1 protein-coding gene is annotated in these 23269 nt (G+C 49.4%); it reads right to left on the bottom strand.

The window, feature by feature from the left end:
* Window positions 1–55: 55 nt before the first annotated feature.
* Complete coding sequence (lgrC, locus tag KB186_RS28225) at window positions 56–23269, bottom strand: linear gramicidin non-ribosomal peptide synthetase LgrC (protein ID WP_255688276.1); 23214 nt, start codon at window positions 23267–23269, stop codon at window positions 56–58.

Raw genomic sequence — 23269 nt, 5'->3', positions numbered from 1 at the left:
TAAAAAATTTGCCATAGAGGCGCCGTGGTTGACGCCTCTATGCAGTTTGTATTCATTACTTGTCTTGGATGAGATCAAGTAAGTCGGCAATCTCTTCATCATCCCAACCGAATTCGGACAGATCACTTGTTGTTGGTGTTGAGGTCGTCTCCGTCTGACCTAGCTCGATCAATTGTCGTAGCGCGCTTACATAGTAATCAACTAAATCTTTGACGGTTTCTTTGCGATAAATCTCTTCACTGAAGGCGATCGTTACAATCAATTGTCCCCCAACGACAGAGCTACCGAAATCCAGCAGGTGCTGACGTTCCGAGTTGCGGTTGAAGTTGTCGCCTCTTGCTTCGTTTGCAAAGCCAAACAAGGATTCTGTGTCATCGGCTGTCTGATCAAGCTGACCGAGGTAGTTGAAGCTAATCTCTGCTTTTGGCAAAGACTTGAACGTTTCAGTCGTTTCCTCGTTCAGGTAACGGAGAATTCCATAGCCGATCCCCTTGTTCGGAATGCTACGCAGCTGTTCTTTGGTCGTTTGTAGCGCTTCTTTGAGAGAGGTAGTTCCCCTCGTATCCAAGAGGATGGTATACATGCTCGTGAACCATCCCAAGGTACGCGATAGATCGACATCGTCAAAAAGCTCTTCACGTCCGTGCCCTTCCAAATGGACGAGGGAGGTTTGATTTCCAGTCCAGACGAAAATGGCTTCTGCCAATGCAGTGAGCAAGACATCATTGATCTGCGTTTGGTAGATCGAAGGCAGATCCTGTAAAAGCACTTTGGTTTCTTCCTGCGTAAGTGCAACAGAAACCATCTTTGCAGTAAGCTCGCGGTTCTTTCCGTTCTCATAATCTTTTGGCAGAGCGTTTACTTCTGTATCGAGGCTGCTTAACCAATAATCTGCTTCCTCTCGCAGGCTGTCCGATTGGGCGTACTCCGTCAATTTTTCAGCCCAATACTTGTACGAGCTGGTTTTTGGCGGCAGCTGCACCTGCTTGCCTTGTAGCAGCTGGATGCTTGCCTTATTCAAGTCTTCCGTGATGATGCGCCAAGACACACCATCGACTGCCAAGTGGTGAATGACGATTAGCAAGCGGCCTTCCTGTTCACTGCCCAAATCAAAGTAGACGGCACGGAGCAACGGACCTTCCGAGAGATGCAAGCTAGCCTGAGCTTCCTCAGAGATTTCCCCGATTCGCTTCACTTGCTCTTCATGCGGCAAATGACCCAATTCCTCTACGGTAAATGGAATGATATCTGTCCAGTCCTCGTTGATTTGCTTCCATTTTCCATCCTGATGGTAGAAACGGAGGCGGAGGGCATCATGATGACCGAGCAAGTGATAAAAAGCTTGTCTCAAAATTTCCGGATCGATCGGTTTGACCGTTAAAAGTACAGATTGGTTCCAGTGGTTGCGATCTGCCAATTTTTGCTCGAAGAACCAGCGCTGAATCGGCAGAAGTGGTACTTCCCCTGTGACGATGCCTTGCTCGGCGAAAATGTTAACCGACTCCCCAATCGCTTGTGTCAACTCGGCAATCGACTGATTTTCGAACAAGAGCTTCGGTGACAAGCGAATTCCAGATTGTGCTGCACGGGCCACGATCTGAATGCTTAGAATCGAATCACCACCGAGTTCGAAGAAGTTATCGTGAATTCCGACTTGCTCTACGCCTAGAACCTTTTTCCATATTTCGGCCAATACTCTCTCGGCGAACGTCTCCGGAGCAACGAATTCTCCATTACTTACTTTGTACTCCGGTACAGGTAATGCACGACGGTCTACTTTGCCATTTGGAGTGAGTGGCAGAGCATCCATGATGACGAATGCAGCTGGCACCATGTACTCCGGCAGTATTTCTTTGAGGTAGCTGTCAAAGTTGCCTGCTTGGTCCTCTACCCCTTCTTCAAGCACGACATACGCGGCCAGTCGTTTGACACCTGGCATATCTTCGCGGGCAAGGACGATTGTTTCTTTGACAGAAGGGTGCGTGTACAGGGCGGTTTCAATCTCGCCCAGCTCGACACGGAAACCACGGATACTCACCTGATCGTCGGCACGACCGATAAACTCGATGTTGCCGTCCGGCAAGTAGCGGACAAGGTCTCCTGTGCGGTACATTTTTGCCCCTCGAATGTGCGCAAACGGATTTTCGACGAAGCGTTCTTGTGTCAGATCAGGACGTTTTAGATACCCGCGCCCCAAGCTGTTCCCTGCGATGTACAGTTCGCCTGCAACACCGATCGGCACAGGTTGCAGTTTTGCATCAAGAACGTATACTTGCACATTGTCGATTGGGCGTCCGATTGTGGGTGCGGCTATCTGACCAGCTTGTACAGGAACGATGCCTGCTGTAGCTACCACGGCATTTTCCGTTGGTCCATACTGATTCACCAATGTAAATGGCAGATGAGCCGATGGATAGTGATGCAGTTTGTCACCGCCTGTCAGCATGTAGCGCAAACCAGTATCGGCCGGCCATTCAATAGACATCAAGCTCTCTGCTAATGGTGTTGGCAAGAAGCTGATCGTGATTCCTGAGTCGACGAGCCAATCACGCAGTTTTTCCGGTACGAGACGAATCTCTTCTTGTGGCAGATACAGGGTGGCTCCAGCCGTCAGATACGGCCAAATTTCCCAGACAGCGGCATCGAAGGCCGTTCCGGCGATTTGTGATGCCCTATCTTCTGGCGTGACGTTGTAAGCGTGCTGGTGCCAATAGATGAGATTCAACAGAGCACGTTGCTCGATTTCCACGCCTTTTGGTGTTCCGGTAGAACCAGAAGTGTAAATGACATAAGCGAGATTGTTCGTTGTCGTCGTAATTTCGGGTGATTCCGTGCTCTCACTGGCAATCAAATCCCAATCGATATCGAGACAAATAAACGTTGCATCACCTGTTGGCAATGCTTCAAGCAAGCGTTCCTGGGTTAATACGATCGGCATGTTCGTGTCATCCATCATGAAGGCAAGGCGCTCCTTTGGATAAGATGGATCCATCGGAACAAACGCGCCGCCTGCTTTGAGAATCCCTAATTGGCCGATCAGCATCTCGAGAGAGCGTTCCACGCAAATACCAACGAGTGTCTCTGGCGTAACCCCTTGTTGATGCAAGTAGTTCGCCAGCTGATTCGCTTTCGAATCCAGTTCTGCGTAGGTGAGCGAGCCTTCGCTGGAGACGACTGCCAGTTGATTAGGCATGTTCCTTGTCATTTCGGCAACTAGCTCGTGTACTGTCTTCTCATACGTGTAATTGGCAACTGTGTTGTTCCACGCAAGTATAAGCTGTTCACGTTCATCCGGACGAAGCAATGGTAGCGCCATGATCGATCGATCTGGTTGGGCGACGATTCCCTCCAGTACATGATGGAAATGGTTCACCATTCGCTCCATCGTTGTTTGGTCGAACAAATCGGTATTGTAATCAAACGTAGCGATCAGGCCGTTTGGCGTTTCTGCCATCGTCAAGCTGATGTCGTATTTTGACATCACTTCTTGGCTCTTGCTTTCAAACGGAGCAATCTGAATGCCTTCAAGCTCATGCGTCTTCATTTCAAAGTTTTGCAGAGCGAACATGACTTGGTAGAGCGGCGAATAGCTTAGACTACGTTCCAGCTCCAGCTCATCTATTAACTTTTCAAAGGGCAGGTCTTGATGGGTATATGCTTCCAGTGCTGACTCGCGCACTCTTGCAAGTAGTTCACGGAAGGTTGGAGCGCCAGACATATCGGTTCTCATCGCCAGCGTGTTGATGAAGAAGCCAATTAATGACTCCGTTTCTTGTCTATTGCGTCCAGCAACCGGACTTCCGACGATAATGTCGTCTTGCCCGCTGTAGCGATGAAGCAGGATTTGGAATGCTGCGAGCAAGGTCATAAAGAGCGTGGCGCCTTCTTGTCGGCTGAGCGCGTGTAATTTTTCCACAAGCTCGGTCGGGAAACTCGTCGTGTATAAGGCTCCATTGTATGTCTGTACAGGTGGACGCGGACGGTCTGTTGGTAAGGCCAATAGCGGCTCACTGCCACTCAGTTTTGCTTTCCAGTATGCGAGTTGTTGCTCCAGCGCCTCTCCTTGTAACCACTCACGCTGCCAAGCTGCAAAGTCTGCATATTGGAGTGGCATGTCGGTGAGTTGCGGCGTTTCTTCCTTGCAAAGCGCTTCATAAATCGCAACCAGCTCTCTTATGAAAATGTTCATCGACCAGCCGTCAGATACGATATGGTGCAAATTTAGCAGGAAGACGAATTTCTCTTCGCCGATCTGGATGATCGTTGCCCGCAGTAACGGTCCTGTACGTAGGTCAAATGGTTTGGTTGCCTCTTCTCTCTCCAGGCGGTGTACCTCGGTGTCACGCTCTTCTTCTGGTAGATCACGCAAATCAATCTTGCCCAGGCTCCACGCGATTTCTGGGTGAATGACCTGTATCGCTTCCCCGTTGATGTCAGTGAAGGTTGTTCGCAAGCTCTCGTGCCGCTCGATGATCATCTGCAGACTGCGTTCCCATGCATGAATGTTGAGGTGTCCTTGCATCCGCATGGCAGACGGGATGTTGTACAAGGCGCTGTCCGGCATTAAGCGATCCAAGAACCACAAGCGTTGCTGGGCAAAGGAGAGCGGTAGATGCTGGTCGCGAGAAACGGGTACGAGTGGAATGCTGGCAACATTCGATTTGGCTTCCAGTAGTCCGGTTACTTTTTCGCTCATTTGTGCCACGCTAGGATTATCGAACAAGGCACGGAGTGGTACTTCCACACCAAATGTTTCTTTCAGGCGGGAAACGGTCTGGGTAGCCAAGAGTGAATGTCCACCCAGTTGAAAGAAGTCATCGTGGATTCCAATTCCCTCAACGGAAAGAACCTGCGACCAAATATGGGCAACGATTTCCTCTGTTGGAGTACGCGGTGCCACATATTCCTTTTCTGTTTCCCCCTGTCCCCAATCCGGTGCTGGAAGGGCACGGCGATTTACTTTCCCGTTGACCGTGAGTGGAATCTCTGGCATCCATACATAACCTGCTGGAACCATGTATTCCGGTAGGGTCTCTTTCAGGTAGTGGATAAGCTCAGCATCACTCGGTTGTTGTTCGTTTGCTGCAACGAGATAAGCGGCCAAACGCTTGTCTCCTTTTCGATCCTCACGCGCGATAACGACGACATTCTGAACAGCCGGATGTTGCCTGAGTCTATTTTCGATTTCGCCCAGCTCGATTCGATAACCGCGAATTTTGACTTGGTCGTCGATTCGTCCGAGGAATTCGATCTGTCCGTCTTCCGTATAGCGAACCAGGTCGCCAGTCTGATAGAGGCGTTCTCCTTCCTTACCGAACGGATGATTGATAAAGCGTTCTTTCGTAAGCTCAGGACGATTCCAGTACCCTCTGGCTATTCCTTTTCCGCCGATGTACAACTCGCCTGGTACGCCTATTGCCACAGGTTGCAGGTATGCATCCAGTACATACACTTCCACATTGGCGATGGGTCGGCCGATTGATGGAATTTGGCCGTTATTCTCACAACGTACGAGAGTAGCGGTGACAGTTGTTTCTGTTGGTCCATAGCAGTTAAAGAGCTGGCGATCCTTGGCGTGACGAGCAACAAGCTCTCGGCTTAACGCTTCCCCGCCGACAATCAGAGTCTTCAGGTCTGGCAAATCCGCTTGTGGCAATGCCGATGCTACAGAGGAAGCCATTGTCACGGTCGTGATGCGTTGTTCCTGCAGGACTTGGATCAACTCCGGACCAGGTAAAAGTAATTCGCGATCCTCCAAGACGAGCGTGGCACCAGCGAGCAGGGTCATAGCGATCTCGGAGACTGAAACATCAAAGCTAAAGGATGTGAATTGCAAAACCCGGCTCGTCGCATCGATTTGGAACGAATGGATCAGGGCATGTGTCAAATTGATAACGGAGTGGTGCTCGACCATTACCCCTTTTGGCAAACCGGTTGATCCAGAAGTATAGATGACGTACGCGAGATGATGCTCATGGACGCTGCTATCCACGTTTGTGGTAGGTTCTTCTGCCAGTTCATCGCTATCGAGGCAAATGATCTGTTTAGAAGGAACTGGTAGCATGTCTTTCAGCGATACTTGCGTCAACAAAATGTTCGCCTGCGAATCTTCGATCATGTAGGCAATGCGATCTTGCGGATGCGCCGGATCAATTGGCACATAAGCTGCCCCTGCTTTCATTACACCGAGGAAAGCGATGATCATCTCGAAAGAACGCTCGACGCAAATGCCAACTAGCTTGTCCGGTTGTACTCCCGATGCAATCAACCTGTGTGCCAGCTGGTTTGCACGGTTGTTCAGCTCGGCATAGGTCAGCTCCTTCTTCTTGTAAACGAGTGCAATCGCATCAGGGGTCTTTTCCACTTGTTTCTCAAATGCCTGATGTATGCATAGCTGGGTCGGATAATCTACGCGCGTGTCATTCCATTCGACTACTACTTGCTGGAGCTCGCTTTCACTGATCATCGACACCTCTGCCAAGCACTGTTCAGGCTTAGCCATCATGGATTCGAGCAAGTGAGACATCTGGTGCAGAACTCGTTCGATATTTTCAGACGCGAATCTGCTTTGGTCGTATTTGATCTTAAGGATGAACTCTTTACCCGGACCGCAGACGACGGTAATTGGATAATTCGTTTGTTCCATCGTCTCCACATCAGATAATTGCAGCTGATTGTGTTCATCTTTTACCGATTCACCAATCGGGTAGTTCTCAAAAATGAAGATGCTCTCGAACAGGGCAGCATTACGAGCTATTTCACTCCAGCCTTGGATGTCAACCAACGGCGTGTACTCAAACTGACGAAGCTCCACTTGATGTTCTTGAATCTCGCGTAGCCATTCCCGCACCGATTTGTTCGCATCTATAAAAACACGAATCGGCAGGGTGTTGATGAAGAGACCTACCATGCCCTCTACGGTAGGCAGATCAGCCGGACGACCGGAAACGGTTGCACCGAAGACGACATCATCCGTTGCGCTGTATCGGCTCAGTATGAGAGCCCATGCTCCTTGGACAAGCGTATTCAAGGTCAGCTGATGAGTACGGACAAAGGCTTGCAAACGTGAAGTCATTTCCGCTGATAAGCGAATTTCTTTCTCTTCGTACACTTTCAGCGTATTTTCCCGGACGCCTGAGTGGTTACTCATCGCTAATGGGGTTGACTCGTGGAAGCCTTTTAGCTGTTCACGCCAAAAATGTTCGGCAGCACTCAAGTCTTGTCGCTGTACCCAATCGATATACGCAGAGAATGGTTGGACGTAGCTGTACGAAACCTCTCTGTTTTCTGCTAGGGACACATAAGCACTAAACCAGTCTTTTAGTACAATCGGGACGCTCCAACCATCAAGCAGTACATGATGGAAGCTCCAAGTGAAGCGATAAACTCCCTCACGTAAGTGGAACAACGTCCAACGCATGAGTGGTGGAGACGCAATCTCGAAATTTCGTCTGCGGTCAGCTTCTAGGTAGTGGGCCAGCTCCGTTTTTTGCTGCTCCGTTGTCAAATGACGAAGGTCGATTTTTTCTACAGTTGCTTTTACTTGTTTGCGTACAATCTGATGAGCCTCAGAACCTTCCCAAACAAAATAGGTACGCAAGATTGGATGACGATCCACTACCTTTTGCCACGCCTGTTCAAACGCATCGACGTGCAAGCCCTCCATCGTCATGGCAAAGTGAACAATATAGTCTCCCCCTTCTTGTTCGTACAGGGAGTGGAACAGCATGCCACCTTGCAATGGACTGAGTGGATACACGTTCTCGATCAGGCGATCCTGTCCCAGATGCTTGTCGATAGCCCGTTGATCCATTCGCGCTAGCGGGAAGTCAGATGGTGTATAGCCGCCTGCTTCTTCGGACTGGCAGTGCGCCATGATCTCGCGCAAAGCTTCCAGATAGTTGCACGCAAGCTCTTGAATCGTGCTTTCCTCGTGAATGTTTTCGCTATAGATCCATGTGACATGGAGTTGTTCGCCGGATATGACACTGTTTACATCAATCAGGTGCTGGCGTCTTGTGTCTTTCCCCAGATTGGAGCCTCTTGATTCTTGTGCCATGCCAAATCTCGATTCGGCTTGTACGATCTGATCAAACTGTCCGAGGTAGTTGAAGCTGATTTCTGGCTTCGTCTTTTCACCTAGCCATTTTTTCAACTCCTGATCCTGACTCAGGTATTGGAGGATGCCGTAGCCTACACCTTTCTTTGGAATGAGACGAAGCTGTTCCTTGACCGCTTTCAAAGCGTCGCCCCATGTCTTCGACGGATCAATCGAAAGCTGTACCGGGTACATGCTCGTAAACCAGCCAACCGTACGGGATAAGTCTGCTCCTTCGATAATTTCCTCTCGTCCGTGCCCTTCCAGATGAACAGCTACTGTTTTTTCACCTGTCCACCGATTCATTACTTTGGTTAAAGCCGTAAGCAATACATCATTGATCTGCAGGCGGTAAGGCGAAAGGGTATCCTGCAGCAACGCACGAGTTTCTTCGATAGTAAGCGCAAGACTGACTTGTTTGGAGGTTGCATCTGTGTTTTGGCTTGGCTCGAAGGCACGGTCAATGGGAAGTGGACTCACTTCATCACTTTGACCCAGCCAGAACGCTTTTTCCGGCTCGATCGCTTCGGAATTCGCATAGGATTGCAATTGCTCTGCCCATGACTTGAATGAAGTCGTTTTCGCTGGGAATGATACCGGTTGATCGTTTACCAATTGCTCGTAAGCAGTTTGCAGATCCTCTAGCAAAATGCGCCAGGACACACCGTCAATCACCAGATGGTGGGCAACAATCAGCAGACGACCAGGTTGGTCCGCTCCAAGATGGAAGTACACCGCTTGGAAAACGGGTCCCTCACTTACATGTAGACTAGATTGCACCTCGTTTGCGATTTGCTCCAGACGATCGGCTTGTTCTTCTTCGCGAACAGCGGACAGGTCCACACTACGGAATGGAATGGTCTCAGGAAGTCCCTCGATATGTTGGGTCCAGCCTTGCTCCGTATGGATATAACGCATACGTAATGCGTCGTGATGCGTGAGCAGACTCTCGATGACACGCGCTAGAACAGTCAGGTCAACAGGTTGTTGGACCGTCAAAAGCAAGGATTGGTTCCAATGATGGATCGACGGTTGTTCAGTCGTGAAGAACCACGATTGAATTGGCGTGAGCGGTACCTCTCCCGTCACGATGCCTTGTTCTGCTTGGATTTTTACTGCTTGTAAGCCGCCAATCTCTGTCACGACACTTGCCAGTTCCGCGATGGTTTGATTTCTCAGGAGTTGTTTCGGTGTCAAACGAATTCCAGCCTGATTGGCTCGAGAAACAATTTGGATACTCAAGATGGAGTCTCCACCCAACTCGAAAAAGTTGTCATAAATACCAACGTTGTCAATACTTAGGACTTTTTTCCATATATCTGCAAGCGTAGCCTCTATAGCAGTTGTCGGCGCAGCAAAACTGCCTTCTGTTTCGTTGTGTAAGAAATCAGGTACAGGCAATGCTTGTCGGTCTACCTTACCGTTTGGGGTCAGCGGCAGGTTATCCATGATGACAAATGCAGCTGGCACCATGTACTCAGGCAGCTTTTCCTTCAGATAGCTACGGAAGTCACTTGCTTGAATTTCTTGATTTTCTCCAAGTACAACGTAGGCAGCGAGTCGTTTTACGCCCGGAGTATCCTCTCGCACGAGGGCGATGGTTTCTTTTACTGCCGGATGAGTGTACAGAGCCGTTTCAATTTCACCCAGTTCGACCCGGAATCCTCGAATGCTCACCTGATCGTCAGCGCGGCCAATGAAATCTATGTTTCCATCTGGCAGGTAACGAACCAGGTCTCCCGTTCGGTACATGCGCGCTCCTGGTTTTTGTGAGTATGGATTGGCTACGAACCGCTCTTTGGTCAGATCGGGGCGCTTCAGATAACCCCGTGCCAAGCTGTCTCCTGCAATATAGAGCTCTCCGGCTACACCAATCGGCACAGGTTTTCGTTTTTCATCAAGGACGTATACCTGCACATTGTCTATTGGACGACCGATTGATGGTGCGAAAACATGAGTAGCTTCTGTCGGAACGACACCTGCAGTGGCGACAACCGCATTTTCAGTTGGGCCGTATTGGTTCACAAGTGTAAACGGCATGGTTGCTGGTGGGTAATCGTGTAGCTTGTCGCCCCCTGTGAGCATATACCGCAGCTTCGTGTCGATAGGCCATTCCAAGGTAAGCAGCCTTTCCGCCAATGGCGTCGGCAAAAAGCTAATCGTGATTCCCGATGCAACAAGCCAATCTCTGAGTTCCTCCGGGACCAGACGAATCTCTTCTGATGGGAGATAAAGCGTTGCTCCCTTTGTCAGGTACGGCCAGATTTCCCAAACAGACGCATCAAAGGCTGTCCCTGCGATTTGTGAAGCTCGATCATTTGAATCTACGCTGTACGACCGTTGGTGCCAGGAAATGAGATTTAACAAGGCGGCATGTTCGATCTCTACCCCTTTTGGCGTCCCAGTAGAACCAGACGTATAGATGACATATGCCAGATTCTCTGTTGTCATTGCCATGTTCGGCGCCTCGCTGCTCTCTTCCGATATGATAGTCCAATCACGATCCAAGCAGATGAATGAGGCAGTACCTTCCGGCAATCGCTCTAACAGTCGTTCTTGGGTTACTACAACTGGCATATTGGCATCTTTCATCATGAATACAAGGCGCTCTTGTGGATACGCTGTGTCCATTGGGACATAAGCACCGCCAGCTTTGAGGATTCCCAATTGACCGATGAGCATATCGATGGAACGTTCTACGCAAATGCCGACAAGTGTTTCGGAGGATACTCCCTGTTTTTGCAGGTAGTTCGCTACCTGATTCGCTTTGGCATCCAGTTCTGCATAGGTGATCTGCCCTTCTTCGGATACAACTGCTAATTGATTTGGCAACTCTTGTGCAATCCGGGCAACCCTTTCATGCACGCATGTTTCGCGTTCAAAAGGTACATTTGTATCATTCCATTGATGGAGAAGCTGCTCCTTTTCCATATCGCCCAGGAGAGGTATGGCTGTGACTGGTTGCATCGGATTTACCGAAATCGCCTCTAGCAAATTCGAGAAATGGTTCCCCATGCGCTCGATCGTTGCTGGATCAAAAAGATCAGTGTTGTACTCGAATGTTGCAATAAGTCCGTCAGGTGCTTCTACGGTGGTCAAGGTGATATCAAACTTGGCGCTTACACCCTCCTGACCTTTGTGGAAAGGCTCGATGCGAATCTGGGACAATTCTTGTACTTCCATCGGGATGTTTTGCAGTACGAACATCACTTGGAATAACGGTGAGTAGCTTAGGCTTCGTTCCAGCTCCAGTTCATCTACCAGTTTTTCAAACGGGACGTCTTGATGCGCATAAGCTTCCAGTGCGGTCTCTCGTACTTTTGCTAGCAAGTCTCGGAAGGTTGGTTCCCCAGACATATCCGTACGCGTTACCAGGGTGTTAATGAAGAAACCAATCAGTGACTCCAATTCCTGTCTATTTCGTCCTGCGACCGGACTTCCGACGAGGATGTCTTTTTGACCACTGTAGCGATAGAGCAGGGTCTGAAAGGCAGCTAGCAAGGTCATGAATAAGGTTGATCCCTCTTCACGACTGAGCACTTTTAGATCGGCAAGCAGTTTTTCCGGGAGCCTAATTGTATGCATTGCCCCTTTATGGCTCTGAACAGCAGGGCGTGGACGATCTGTCGGCAATCTCAGAAGTGGTTCTGCATCGCCTAATTGTTTTTTCCAGTACGCCAATTGTTGCTCCAATACCTCACCTTGTAACCAATTGCGTTGCCATGTGGCATAGTCTGCATATTGCAGCGGCATTTCGGCCAGTTGTGGTGTTTCCCCAGCAGATAACGCTTCGTAAATGGAGACTAACTCCCCCATGAATACACTCATGGACCAGCCATCCGCAATGATGTGGTGTAAATTGAGCAAAAATACATGCGCTTGTTCATCCATGCAAATCAGTTTTGCGCGCAATAACGGCCCTTGATTCAGATGAAACGACTGTTCCGCATCTTCTATGGCGAGACGCAATACTTCCCCTTCTCGCTCTGCTTCGTTCCAGTCTCGTAAGTCGATTCGTCCCAGGTTCCACTCAATCTGCGGGTGAATGACTTGAACGGCTTCTCCATTCCTATCGGAGAAAGTTGTACGCAAGCTCTCATGACGTTGGATGATCAGCTTGAGACTGCGTTCCCATGCCTCGACGTCTAGCTCACCCATCAGACGAACAGCAGTTGGGATATTGTAGACGGAACTGTCTGGCAGCAGCTTGTCCAAGAACCACAAACGTTGTTGTGCAAATGAGAGCGGCAAGTGTTCGTCACGCGACACGGGCTTGAGCGAGATGTCAGTGAGACCCGCTTCCCCTTGTAATAATGCCGTAATTTTTTCGCTGATCGCTGCCGTTGTCGGATAATCAAACAGCGTACGAAGCGGCATGTCTACGCCAAAGGTTTGACGCATACGGGAAATCGCTTGGGTAGCTAGGAGAGAATGTCCCCCTCGTTCAAAGAAATCGTCGTGAATCCCGACTTGCTCTACGGAAAGCACCTGTGTCCAAATGTTCGCCACTATTTCTTCTGTTGGTGTGCGTGGTGCGACATACTCCTGTTGTGTGGTCAAAAGTCCCCAATCCGGTGTAGGCAGCGCCCGGTGGTCTACTTTTCCGTTGACCGTAAGCGGAATCGCCTCCATCCAGACGATGCCTGCTGGGATCATGTAATCCGGCAATGTCTCTTTCAGATAGAGAACGAGCTCCTCTGTAGCTGGCTTCTCGTCACCCATTGCAATCAGATAAGCAGCCAAACGATTGTCGCGTACGGTAATGACAGCTTCCCGAATCGCAGAGTGCTTTCTCAATGCGTTTTCGATTTCACCTAGTTCGATGCGGAAGCCGCGAATTTTCACCTGATTATCGATACGACCGAGGAATTCAAGGTTACCGTCTGGCAGATAGCGTACCTGATCCCCTGTACGATAAAGACGTTCGCCTTCCGCTCCAAACGGATGAGTGACGAATCGTTCCGCTGTAAGCTCTGGACGATTCCAGTAACCGCGTGCCAAGCCTTTTCCACCAATGTACAGCTCACCTGGTACACCTATAGGGACGGGCTTAAGATTGGCATCTAAAACGTAGATGGTCGCATTGGCGATAGGGCGGCCAATTGGCGTGTTCGTCAGATTTGTATCCAAAAGCATCAGCGTGGTGCAAACGGTTGCTTCCGTTGGGCCGTAGCAATTGAAAAATTGACGATGATTTGCATAGCGAGTGATGAGCTCATAGCTTGGCGCTTCGCCACCGATTACTAATGTTTTCAGATCAGGTAAGTCGGCGTCAGGTAATGCCGCAAGAACAGCGGGCACCGTCATCACAGTCGTGATTTGTTTTTCTTGCAAGACAGAGATGAGTTCAGGGCCTGGCAAGAGCATTTCTCGATCCTCAATGACTAGGGTCGCACCCGAAATCAAAGCCATGACGATCTCCGCGACAGATACGTCGAAACTGAACGAACATAACTGCAAGACGCGGCTAGACGGCTGGACTTGGAACAACTCAATCAGGTAATGAGCCATATTCATTGCACTTTGGTGTTCGACCATAACGCCTTTGGGCAAGCCAGTGGAACCAGATGTGTAAATGACATAGGCAAGATTTTGTTCTGAAACCCCGCACTTCACATCGTGAACAGGTTCATTTTCCAAAGCATTGCTATCAAGGCAAATTACCTGAGCCTTCGTTGTAGTTAAATGGCTTGCCAGAGATTGCTGGGTCAACACGATGTTTGCCTGCGAATCCTCGATCATGTAGGCAATACGCTCTAGCGGATGCGCCGGATCGATTGGAACGTAGGCGGCACCTGCTTTCATCACTCCGAGAATCCCGACGATCATCTCAGGAGAGCGCTCGATGCAAATCCCGACGAGCGTATCTGGTTTCACGCCTTGGGCAAGGAGATAATGCGCCAATTGGTTCGCTCGCTGATTCAGCTCGGCATACGTCATTTCCATCTCTTTGTACATGAGTCCGATCGCATCGGGCGTCTTTTGTACTTGTTGTTCAAATGCTTGATGAATACAAAGCCCGGTCGGATAATCGACCTTCGTATCGTTCCACTCGACCAAAACCTGCTCTTGTTCGCTTTCGCTGATCATGCTCACATCTGCCAGAGTTTGATCAGGATTGGCTGTCATCGATTGGAGCAGAAGAGTCATTTGCTCTAGGACACGTTCGATACGTATAGGATCGAATCGGTTTTGATCAAAAACGATTTTGAGGACAAATTCTTTTCCAGGGCCACATACTACGGTAAGTGGATAGTTCGTTTGCTCCGCAGAGTCTACATCAGAAATCTGAATACGGCTGTCCGCTTCTTTCACAGACTCGTCAATCGGATAGTTCTCAAAGATAAAAATACTTTCGAACAGAGAGGTGTTGCGCTCGAATTCGCTCCAACTCTGGATGTCAACCAGCGGCGTGTACTCATATTGGCGAATCTCCAATTGCATTTCTTGCAATTCGCGCAGCCATACCCGAACGGTTTTGCTTGGATCGAGTGTGATTCGCACCGGAAGCGTATTGATGAACAGACCCACCATATTTTCTACACCAGGCAAATCGGCTGGACGTCCTGAACCAGTTGCCCCGAATACGACGTCTGCTTCCCCACTGTAAGCTCCGAGGATCATGCCCCACGCACTTTGTATGAACGTATTCAGCGTTACCTGATGCTGACGGGCAAAGGATTGCAGCTGTTCGGTAAACTCGGCCGAGAATCGGATAAAGCGCTCGTCGTAGGTTTTGGGTTCTCCAGTGGATTGGAGTGCTTGTCCGAGATTGATTTGTGTCGGCCCGTATATCCCTTTCAGATGGTTGCGCCAGAAGCGTTCCGCAGCTTGCATGTCTTGGCGCTGGATCCACGCAACATACTGGGAAAATGGCTGTACAGCCCCAAGCTGAATGTCTTTTCCATCTACCAGTGCTAAATAAGCGGCAAACCAGTCCTTTAAGACGAGCGGCAAACTCCAACCGTCCAGTAATACGTGGTGGAAGCTCCAGATAAAGCGATATGTTTCGTTGCTAATCCGAAACAAAGTCAAACGCATGAGAGGTGCTTCTGTAATCGAGAAGTTCCGCTTGCGATCCTCTTCCAAAAATGCGTCTAACGATGCTTTCTGCCTATCCGTCGGTAAGTGTCGCAGATCTCTTTCATCAACTGTCACTCGAACGTGTTTGCGGACAATTTGATGCGGATTCACTATTCCATCCCAGATAAACGAGGTACGCAGAATGGAATGACGATCGATGACTTTTTGCCATGCTTGCTGGAGTGCATCGACTTGCAAATGATGGATCGTCATGGAGAACTGAACCACATAGTCTCCGCCCTCTTGCTCGTACAGGGAATGGAAAAGCATGCCTTCCTGCAACGGCGTCAGTGGATAGATGTTCTCGATGGAACGATCTTTCCCCACATACGTGTCGATTGTACGCTGATCCAGACGAGATAACGGGAAATCAGAAGGAGTATAGCCCCCTGCTTCTTCCGAGCGGCAATGAGCCATAATCTCACGCAAGGCGTCCATATAATCTTGAGCAACTGCTTCCACCGTACTTTTCTCGTGGATGTTTTCGTTGTAAAACCAGGTGACATGCAGTTGTTCTTCGGAAATGACGCTATTTACATCGATTAAATGCGAGCGAATGGAATCAGGTGCAAGATTCGAGCCTCTCGATTCAGCAGCCATGCCAAACTTGGAGTTAGATGAAACGACCTGATCAAACTGGCCGAGGTAGTTGAAGCTGATCTCTGGCTTCATTCGAGACTTCAACTGCTCTTTCAGCTCGTCATCCTGACGTAAGTAGCGCAGGATACCATAGCCAACTCCATTTTGCGGAATGGCTCGAAGCTGTTCTTTGACCGCTTTCAATAGTTCGCTCCACGGTTTCGTCTGGTCAAGTGTAAGTTGTACAGGATACATACTCGTGAACCAGCCAACGGTGCGGGATAAATCCGCTCCTGCCAAAATATCCTCGCGTCCATGCCCCTCGAGATGGAAAGATAACGTCTGTTCCCCCGTCCAACGGTGCATCGCTTTTGTTAAGGCAGCGAGTAATACATCGTTGATTTTCAAACGGTAGGGAGAAAGTGTTTCCTGCAACAGGGCACGGGTTTCTCCTGCGTTTAACGAGAATGTTACTTGTTTGGTAGTCGCTTCGGTGTTCTGACTCGGTTCATAAAGGTGATCAATCGGGATCGGACTCGCCTGATGATCTTGTTTGAGCCAGTACTCTTTTTCTTGCTGGATGGCGTCTGAATTGGCATACGCAACTAATTGTTCAGCCCACATCTTGAACGAAGTCGTCTTTGCTGGCATTTGTACGTCTTGACCGTTCGCTATTTGATCATAGGTATGTTGAAGATCCTCCAGCAAAATACGCCACGATACACCGTCAACAACCAAGTGGTGAATGACGAGCAACAGTCGGCCAGCTTGCTCTTCGCCCATGTTGAAGTACACAGCCTGTACAACGGGACCTTCTGTGATATTTAGGCTCGCTTGTACTTCTTGTGAGATTTCCTCCAGCCTGGACTCTTGTTCCTGTTTAGGGAGATTAGAAAGATCCACGCTACGGAATGGAACATTCTTTTCAAGACCTTCCATCATTTGTGTCCACATGCCGTCATGGTGTGAAAAGCGCATGCGCAACGCATCATGATGGGCCAGTAGGCTCTGGACGGTTTGCTTTAGTACAACAAGGTCTACTGGCTGCTGAACAGTTAGAAGTACTGACTGATTCCAGTGGTGCAGTGACGGTTGATTGGAGTCAAAGAACCAATTTTGGATTGGGGTGAGCGGTACATTTCCAGTAACAGCGCCCTGTTCATTTTTCCATTTGATATCTGTTTCTTGGCTAAAATCAGTAACAACGCGCAGTAATTCTGCAATGGTTTGATTTTCAAAAAGTTGCTTGGGTGTGAAGCGTATTCCGGAATGATTGGCTCTTGCGACGATCTGGATACTGAGAATGGAGTCGCCGCCCAATTCGAAAAAGTTGTCGTAGATGCCGATGTTCGCAACACCCAGCACACTTTTCCAGATTTCTGCCAATTTTATTTCCAAATCCGTTGCAGGTGCTACATAACCGCTATCCGCCTCATTTCGGGAATAGTCAGGGATTGGTAGCGCCCGGCGGTCCACTTTTCCGTTTGGTGTCAGTGGGAAGCTGTCCAACTTCACAAAGGCGGATGGGATCATGTACTCTGGCAACTTATCCTTGAGGTAGGATCGCATCTCGGTGTGAGCAACCTCTTTTTCCTCTGCAAAAACGAGGTAGGCGGCTAGGCGCTTGTCTCCTGGAGTTTCCTCTCTCACCATGAGTAATGATTCTTTTACAGCCGGATGGCTCTGCAACACTGTCTCGATTTCGCCTAGTTCAATGCGGAAGCCGCGAATTTTTACTTGATTGTCGATACGTCCGATAAACTCAATCGTGCCATCAGGCAAATAACGAACCAAGTCACCAGTACGGTACAGGCGAGAGCTTCCATGTGGATCAAACGGATTCTCCACAAAACGCTCTGCGGTCAACTCCGGATTATTCAAATAGCCAAGAGCGAGTCCATCTCCGCCTATATATAATTCGCCTGCTGCACCCAGAGGGACAGGTTGTTGATGCTTGTCCAATACGTACACTGTGGTATTGCTGATCGGTCGGCCGATCGGGAAGGAGCTGACTCCTTCTGCAAGCTCCGTGACGGGATGGCAGCAAGTAAACGTCGTATTTTCCGTCGGTCCATAGCCGTTTATCACCGTGATATCGCCAAGAGAGAGCACCTTGCGTACATGGGATGTGGAAACAACATCCCCACCGACAAGTAGCTGCCGCACGCCGCGCAAGTACTCCACCTTGTGGTCAACCATGACCGTGAACAGACCAGCCGTCAACCAAAGTGTCGTCACCTTGTGATTTTGAATCGTCTCCCCCAGTTCATCGAGGGAAGGCTGATGTGGCGGCATCAACACCAGCTTCGCTCCGTTTAACAACGCTCCCCAAATCTCAAAGGTAGCAGCGTCAAACGATACGGTGGAGGCTTGCAGGAACACGTCCTCTTCCGTAATGGTCACGTAGTTTGTGTTTTTGATCAGGCGGACAATCCCGCGTTGGACGACCAGCACTCCTTTTGGTGTTCCCGTCGAACCGGAGGTGTAAATGACATAGGCGAGACTGTCGGCTGTCATATCTACTTGAGGAGCAAGCGTGCTTTCTTCTGCCCATTTTTCCCCGGCCTGGTCGAGATTGAGAATGGTAAGCTCTTGTCCTTGCCACTTGTCAGCCAAATGCTTCTGTGTCAATAAAATGGAAATCTGGGCATCTGCCACCATGAAAGCCAGGCGTTCTTCTGGATACGCAGGGTCGAGTGGCACATACGCCCCGCCCGCTTTGAGAATCCCGAGCATACCGACGAGCATATCTAACGAGCGTTCTACGCAAAGCCCGACAAAAGTGCCTGTTTCTACTCCTTGCTTTTGCAAGTAGTGGGCAAGCTGATTGGCTTTTGCCTCCAGCTCGGCGTAGGTCAACTGTTCATCTCCCGCAACGATGGCGATACGATCCGGGTATTGGGTCGCTGTTTCGGCAAACAGTTGTGGAACGGTTTTATCCCGAGGGTATTCGCTCGCTGTGTTATTAAGCTCTACTACCTGTTTATTTCGTTCGCTCTCCCTTAGAAGATCAAGCTTTTCAATCGACTCCTCTGGTTGGGCGATGATAGCCTCAAGCAAATTTTGCAAATGGCCAGTCATTCGCTCGATCGTCGATCTGTCGAACAAATCTGTGCTGTACTCAAAGGAAGCCACAAGTCCGTCTGCCTGCTCTCTCATCGTCAATGTGAGGTCAAACTTGGATGTCGTCAAATGTCGCTCAGAATCCAGTGGTGTCAACTGAATGCCGGACGTTACTGCATCCTCCAGCGGGAAGTTTTGCAGGACAAACATGACCTGGAACAACTGCGAGTAGCTGAGGCTACGCTCTAGCTGTAGCTCATCGACCAATTTTTCAAAAGGTAAATCTTGATGTGCATAGGCCTCCAACGCTGTTTCTCGAACGCGTGCTAGTAATTCTGTAAAGGTGACATCTCCTGTTACGTTGGTTCGCAGTGCCAAAGTGTTGACAAAAAATCCAATCAAATTCTCGGTTTCTTGCCGATTGCGTCCAGCTACCGGACTTCCCACAACGATGTCTTCTTGTCCACTATAGCGGTATAGAAGGGTCTGGAATGCAGCCAGCAACGTCATAAACAAGGTAGAATTGGACTCCTGGCTAAGCACTTTCAATTTGGCAAGCAAGTCCGCAGAAAAGGTCTTGGTGTAAATGGCTCCTTTATAGGATTGCACAGCGGGACGCGAACGGTCTGTCGGCAGTGCTAGAAGCGGTTCTGCTCCATTCAGTTTTTCTTTCCAATAAGCAACCTGCTGTTCCAAGATTTCGCCGTCCAGCCACTCACGCTGCCATGTGGCAAAATCCGCATATTGAATCGGCAGATCTGGAAGCTCTGGTGTTTCTTGTTTACGGAAGGCTTCGTAGTTGGCAAGCAATTCGCGATAGAAGATGCCCATCGACCAACCATCAGAGATGATGTGGTGCATGTTGATCAAGAAGACATATGCGTGATCATCTGTTTGGATCATCGTTGCACGTATCAGCGGTCCCTGTCCAAGGGAAAAAGCTCGGGCCGTTTCGGTTTCAGCCATCTGCTCTACCTTTTGTTCTTTCTGTTCAGCGGATAGGTCCCGCAAGTCCAAAATGTCCATTTTCCAGTCCATATGCGGATGAATCACTTGTATGGATTGTCCGTCTATTTCGTGGAACGTGGTACGCAAGCTTTCGTGACGCAAAATGATCGCCTGTAAGCTCTTCTCCCATGCCACTACATCGAGTTCTCCTTGTAAGCGAAGGGCAGATGGGATGTTGTACATCGGGCTTTCCGGCATGAATTGATCAAAGAACCACAATCGCTGTTGGGCAAAAGACAACGGCAGATTGCTCTGTCTTGACACAGGCTGAATTGATCCGCCAATCGTTTCTTTTTCTCCCAAATGAAGTGCTGCTCCCTGTTCACTCCATGCTGCAATGGTTGGATGTTCAAAAATGGAGCGCACCGTCTGCTCTATTCCAAACGCCTCTCTCAGGCGTGATATGACTCGTGTCGCCAAAAGGGAATGTCCACCTAGCTCGAAAAAGTTATCGTGAATCCCCACTTTTTCTACTCCGAGTACCTGCGACCATATGTTGGCAATCAGCTCTTCTACCTGATTGCGCGGCTCCATGTAGCCTTTGTCGGAAGCAGGATTTGTCCATTCCGGTTCCGGCAATTGTTTGCGGTCGATTTTACCATTTGCCGTCAAAGGCATCGCATCAAGGAAAATATAAAATGATGGCCTCATGAATTCTGGCAACTTTGTTTTTGTCCATGCACGCAAATCAGAAGTTTCGAGGTTGTTGTCTCCTGAAACGGTAAGATACGCCGTTAGATGCTTCTCGCCCGGCTTCATCTCACGGACCAAAACCACAACTTCGTTTACAGATGGATGCAGGCTGAGTGCTGCTTCCACCTCACCTAACTCGATGCGGAAGCCGCGGATTTTTACCTGATTGTCGATACGACCGATAAACTCAATCGTGCCATCAGGCAAATAACGAACCAAGTCACCAGTACGGTACAGGCGAGAACTTCCATGTGGATCAAACGGATTCTCCACAAAACGTTCTGCGGTCAACTCCGGATTATTCAAATAGCCAAGAGCGAGTCCATCTCCGCCTATATATAATTCGCCTGCTGCACCCAGAGGGACAGGTTGTTGATGTTTGTCCAATACGTACACTGTGGTATTGCAAATCGGTCGGCCGATCGGGAAAGAGTTGACACCTTCTGCAAGCTCCGTGACGGGATGGCAGCAAGTAAACGTCGTATTTTCCGTCGGTCCATAGCCGTTTATCACCGTAGTACCGCCAAGAGAGAGCACCTTGCGTGCATGGGATGTGGAAACAACATCCCCGCCGACAAGTAACTGGCGCACGCCGCGCAAGTACTCCACCTTGTGGTCAACCATGACCGTGAACAGACCAGCCGTCAGCCAAAGTGTCGTCACCTTGTGATTTTGAATCATCTCCCCCAGTTCATCGAGGGAAGGTTGATGTGGCGGCATCAACACCAGCTTCGCTCCGTTTAACAACGCCCCCCAAATTTCAAAGGTAGCAGCGTCAAACGATACGGTGGAGGCTTGGAGGAACACGTCCTCTTCCGTAATGGTCACGTAGTTTGTGTTTTTGATCAGGCGAACTATCCCGCGATGGACGACCAGTACTCCTTTTGGCGTACCTGTTGAACCCGATGTGTAAATGACGTAAGCGAGACTGTCGCCGGTCATATCTACTTGAGGAGCAAGTGTGCTTTCTTCTGCCCATTTTTCTCCAGCCTGGTCGAGATTGAGAATGGTAAGCTCTTGTCCTTGCCACCTGTCAGACATGTGCTCCTGTGTCAATAAAATGGAAATATGGGCATCTGCCAGCATGAAAGCAAGGCGTTCTTCTGGATACGCAGGGTCGAGTGGCACATACGCCCCGCCCGCTTTGAGAATCCCGAGCATACCCACGAGCATATCTAACGAGCGTTCTACGCAAAGCCCGACAAAAGTGCCTGTTTCTACTCCTTGCTTTTGCAAGTAGTTGGCAAGCTGATTGGCTTTTGCCTCCAGCTCGGCGTAGGTCAACTGTTCTTCCCCTGCAACGACAGCGATACGATCCGGGTATTGGGCCGCTGTTTCAGCAAACAGTTGTGGAACGGTTTTATCCCGAGGGTATTCGCTCGTAGTATCGTTTAGCTCAACCAGTAGATGCTGCCTCTCTTCTGGACTGAGGATAGAGATAGAGGACAAGCGTTGTTTCGGATTCTCCACGATGGCAGCTAGAATGGATGCCATTTGGTCAAGTGTCCGTTCGATTGCCGTCTGCTCAAAGCGGTCTGTCCTGTATATCATTTTGATGCTAAATTGCTCGCCCGGAATCCCGACAATCGTAAGCGGATTATCTACTTCTTGGAAGTGCTCAACCTGAGAGATGGAAAAACCGAATTCCCACTCTTCTCCTTCTCCTAGCGGATAGTTCTCAAAAACGAAAATACTTTCAAACAGTGGTAGTCCACGGGGTACATCCGTCCAGCCCTGGATATCCACCAATGGCGAGTATTCATATTGGCGGACTCTCGATTGCTGATTTTGCAACTCTTTGAACCACTGATCCAACGCTTGCTCAGGCTCTACTTTCGTTTTCATCGGCAACGTATTGATAAACATTCCAACCATCTGCTCTACACCTGGCAGATCGCTCGGGCGCCCGGAACCGGTTACCCCGTATACCACGCTTTCTTCCCCACTCAAACGGCTGAGGAGAATGGCCCATGCCCCTTGCACGATGGTGTTGACCGTAACCTTATACGTTCGAGCTAATTTTAAGAGAGCTTTCGAGACTTCATCAGTCAAGGTTCGAGTGGTTTCATGAATCCCTTTTTCCTCTTCTGAACCTCTCAAGGGATAAGATTCAAAAGGAAGAGGGGTTGGACCCTCGACGGACGACAGGAACTCGCGCCAGAACTTTTCAGACTCCGCCTTGTCCTGACGACGAAGCCAGGAGATATAATCCTTGAATGGCTTTGGCTGCGGAAGTCTCAAGTCCTTGCCTTGGCAGTACGCCTCATAGAAATCGAGAACTTCCTGGAAAAGAATGGGGCTGCTCCATCCATCCAAGAGCAAATGGTGAAAGGTCCAGATGAACTGGTGCACATCTTTGGCCTTTTTGATGACCGTCACTCGCATGAGTGGGGCTTCGCTCAAGTCGAAGCCCACCTCTTTTTCTTTTTGCAAAAACGATGTCAGCATGGTTCTTTGCTCTTCATCGGTGTGATGTGACCAGTCGTCCTGGTGTATGGAAAAAGGAACACTTTCGAAGACCACCTGAAGTGGCTTCTCCACTTCTTCCCAAAGGAATCCAGTACGCAAAATGGAATGTCTTTGAACCACTTTGTTCCAGGCTTTTTCAAAGTTGCCGATGTCAAGCTCGCCTGTAAGAATGGCAATGTTCTGTACCATATAGGCTGAACCCTCAGAGTACAGCGAATGGAACAACATCCCTTCTTGCAGCGGGGATAAGGTGTATAGATCAGTAAAATCCCCCAT

Source organism: Brevibacillus sp. AF8, from assembly GCF_021270385.1.
GTDB lineage: Bacteria > Bacillota > Bacilli > Brevibacillales > Brevibacillaceae > Brevibacillus.
The sequence above is the reverse complement of the archived record's forward strand: the minus strand, read 5'-3'. Positions and strand labels throughout refer to the sequence as shown.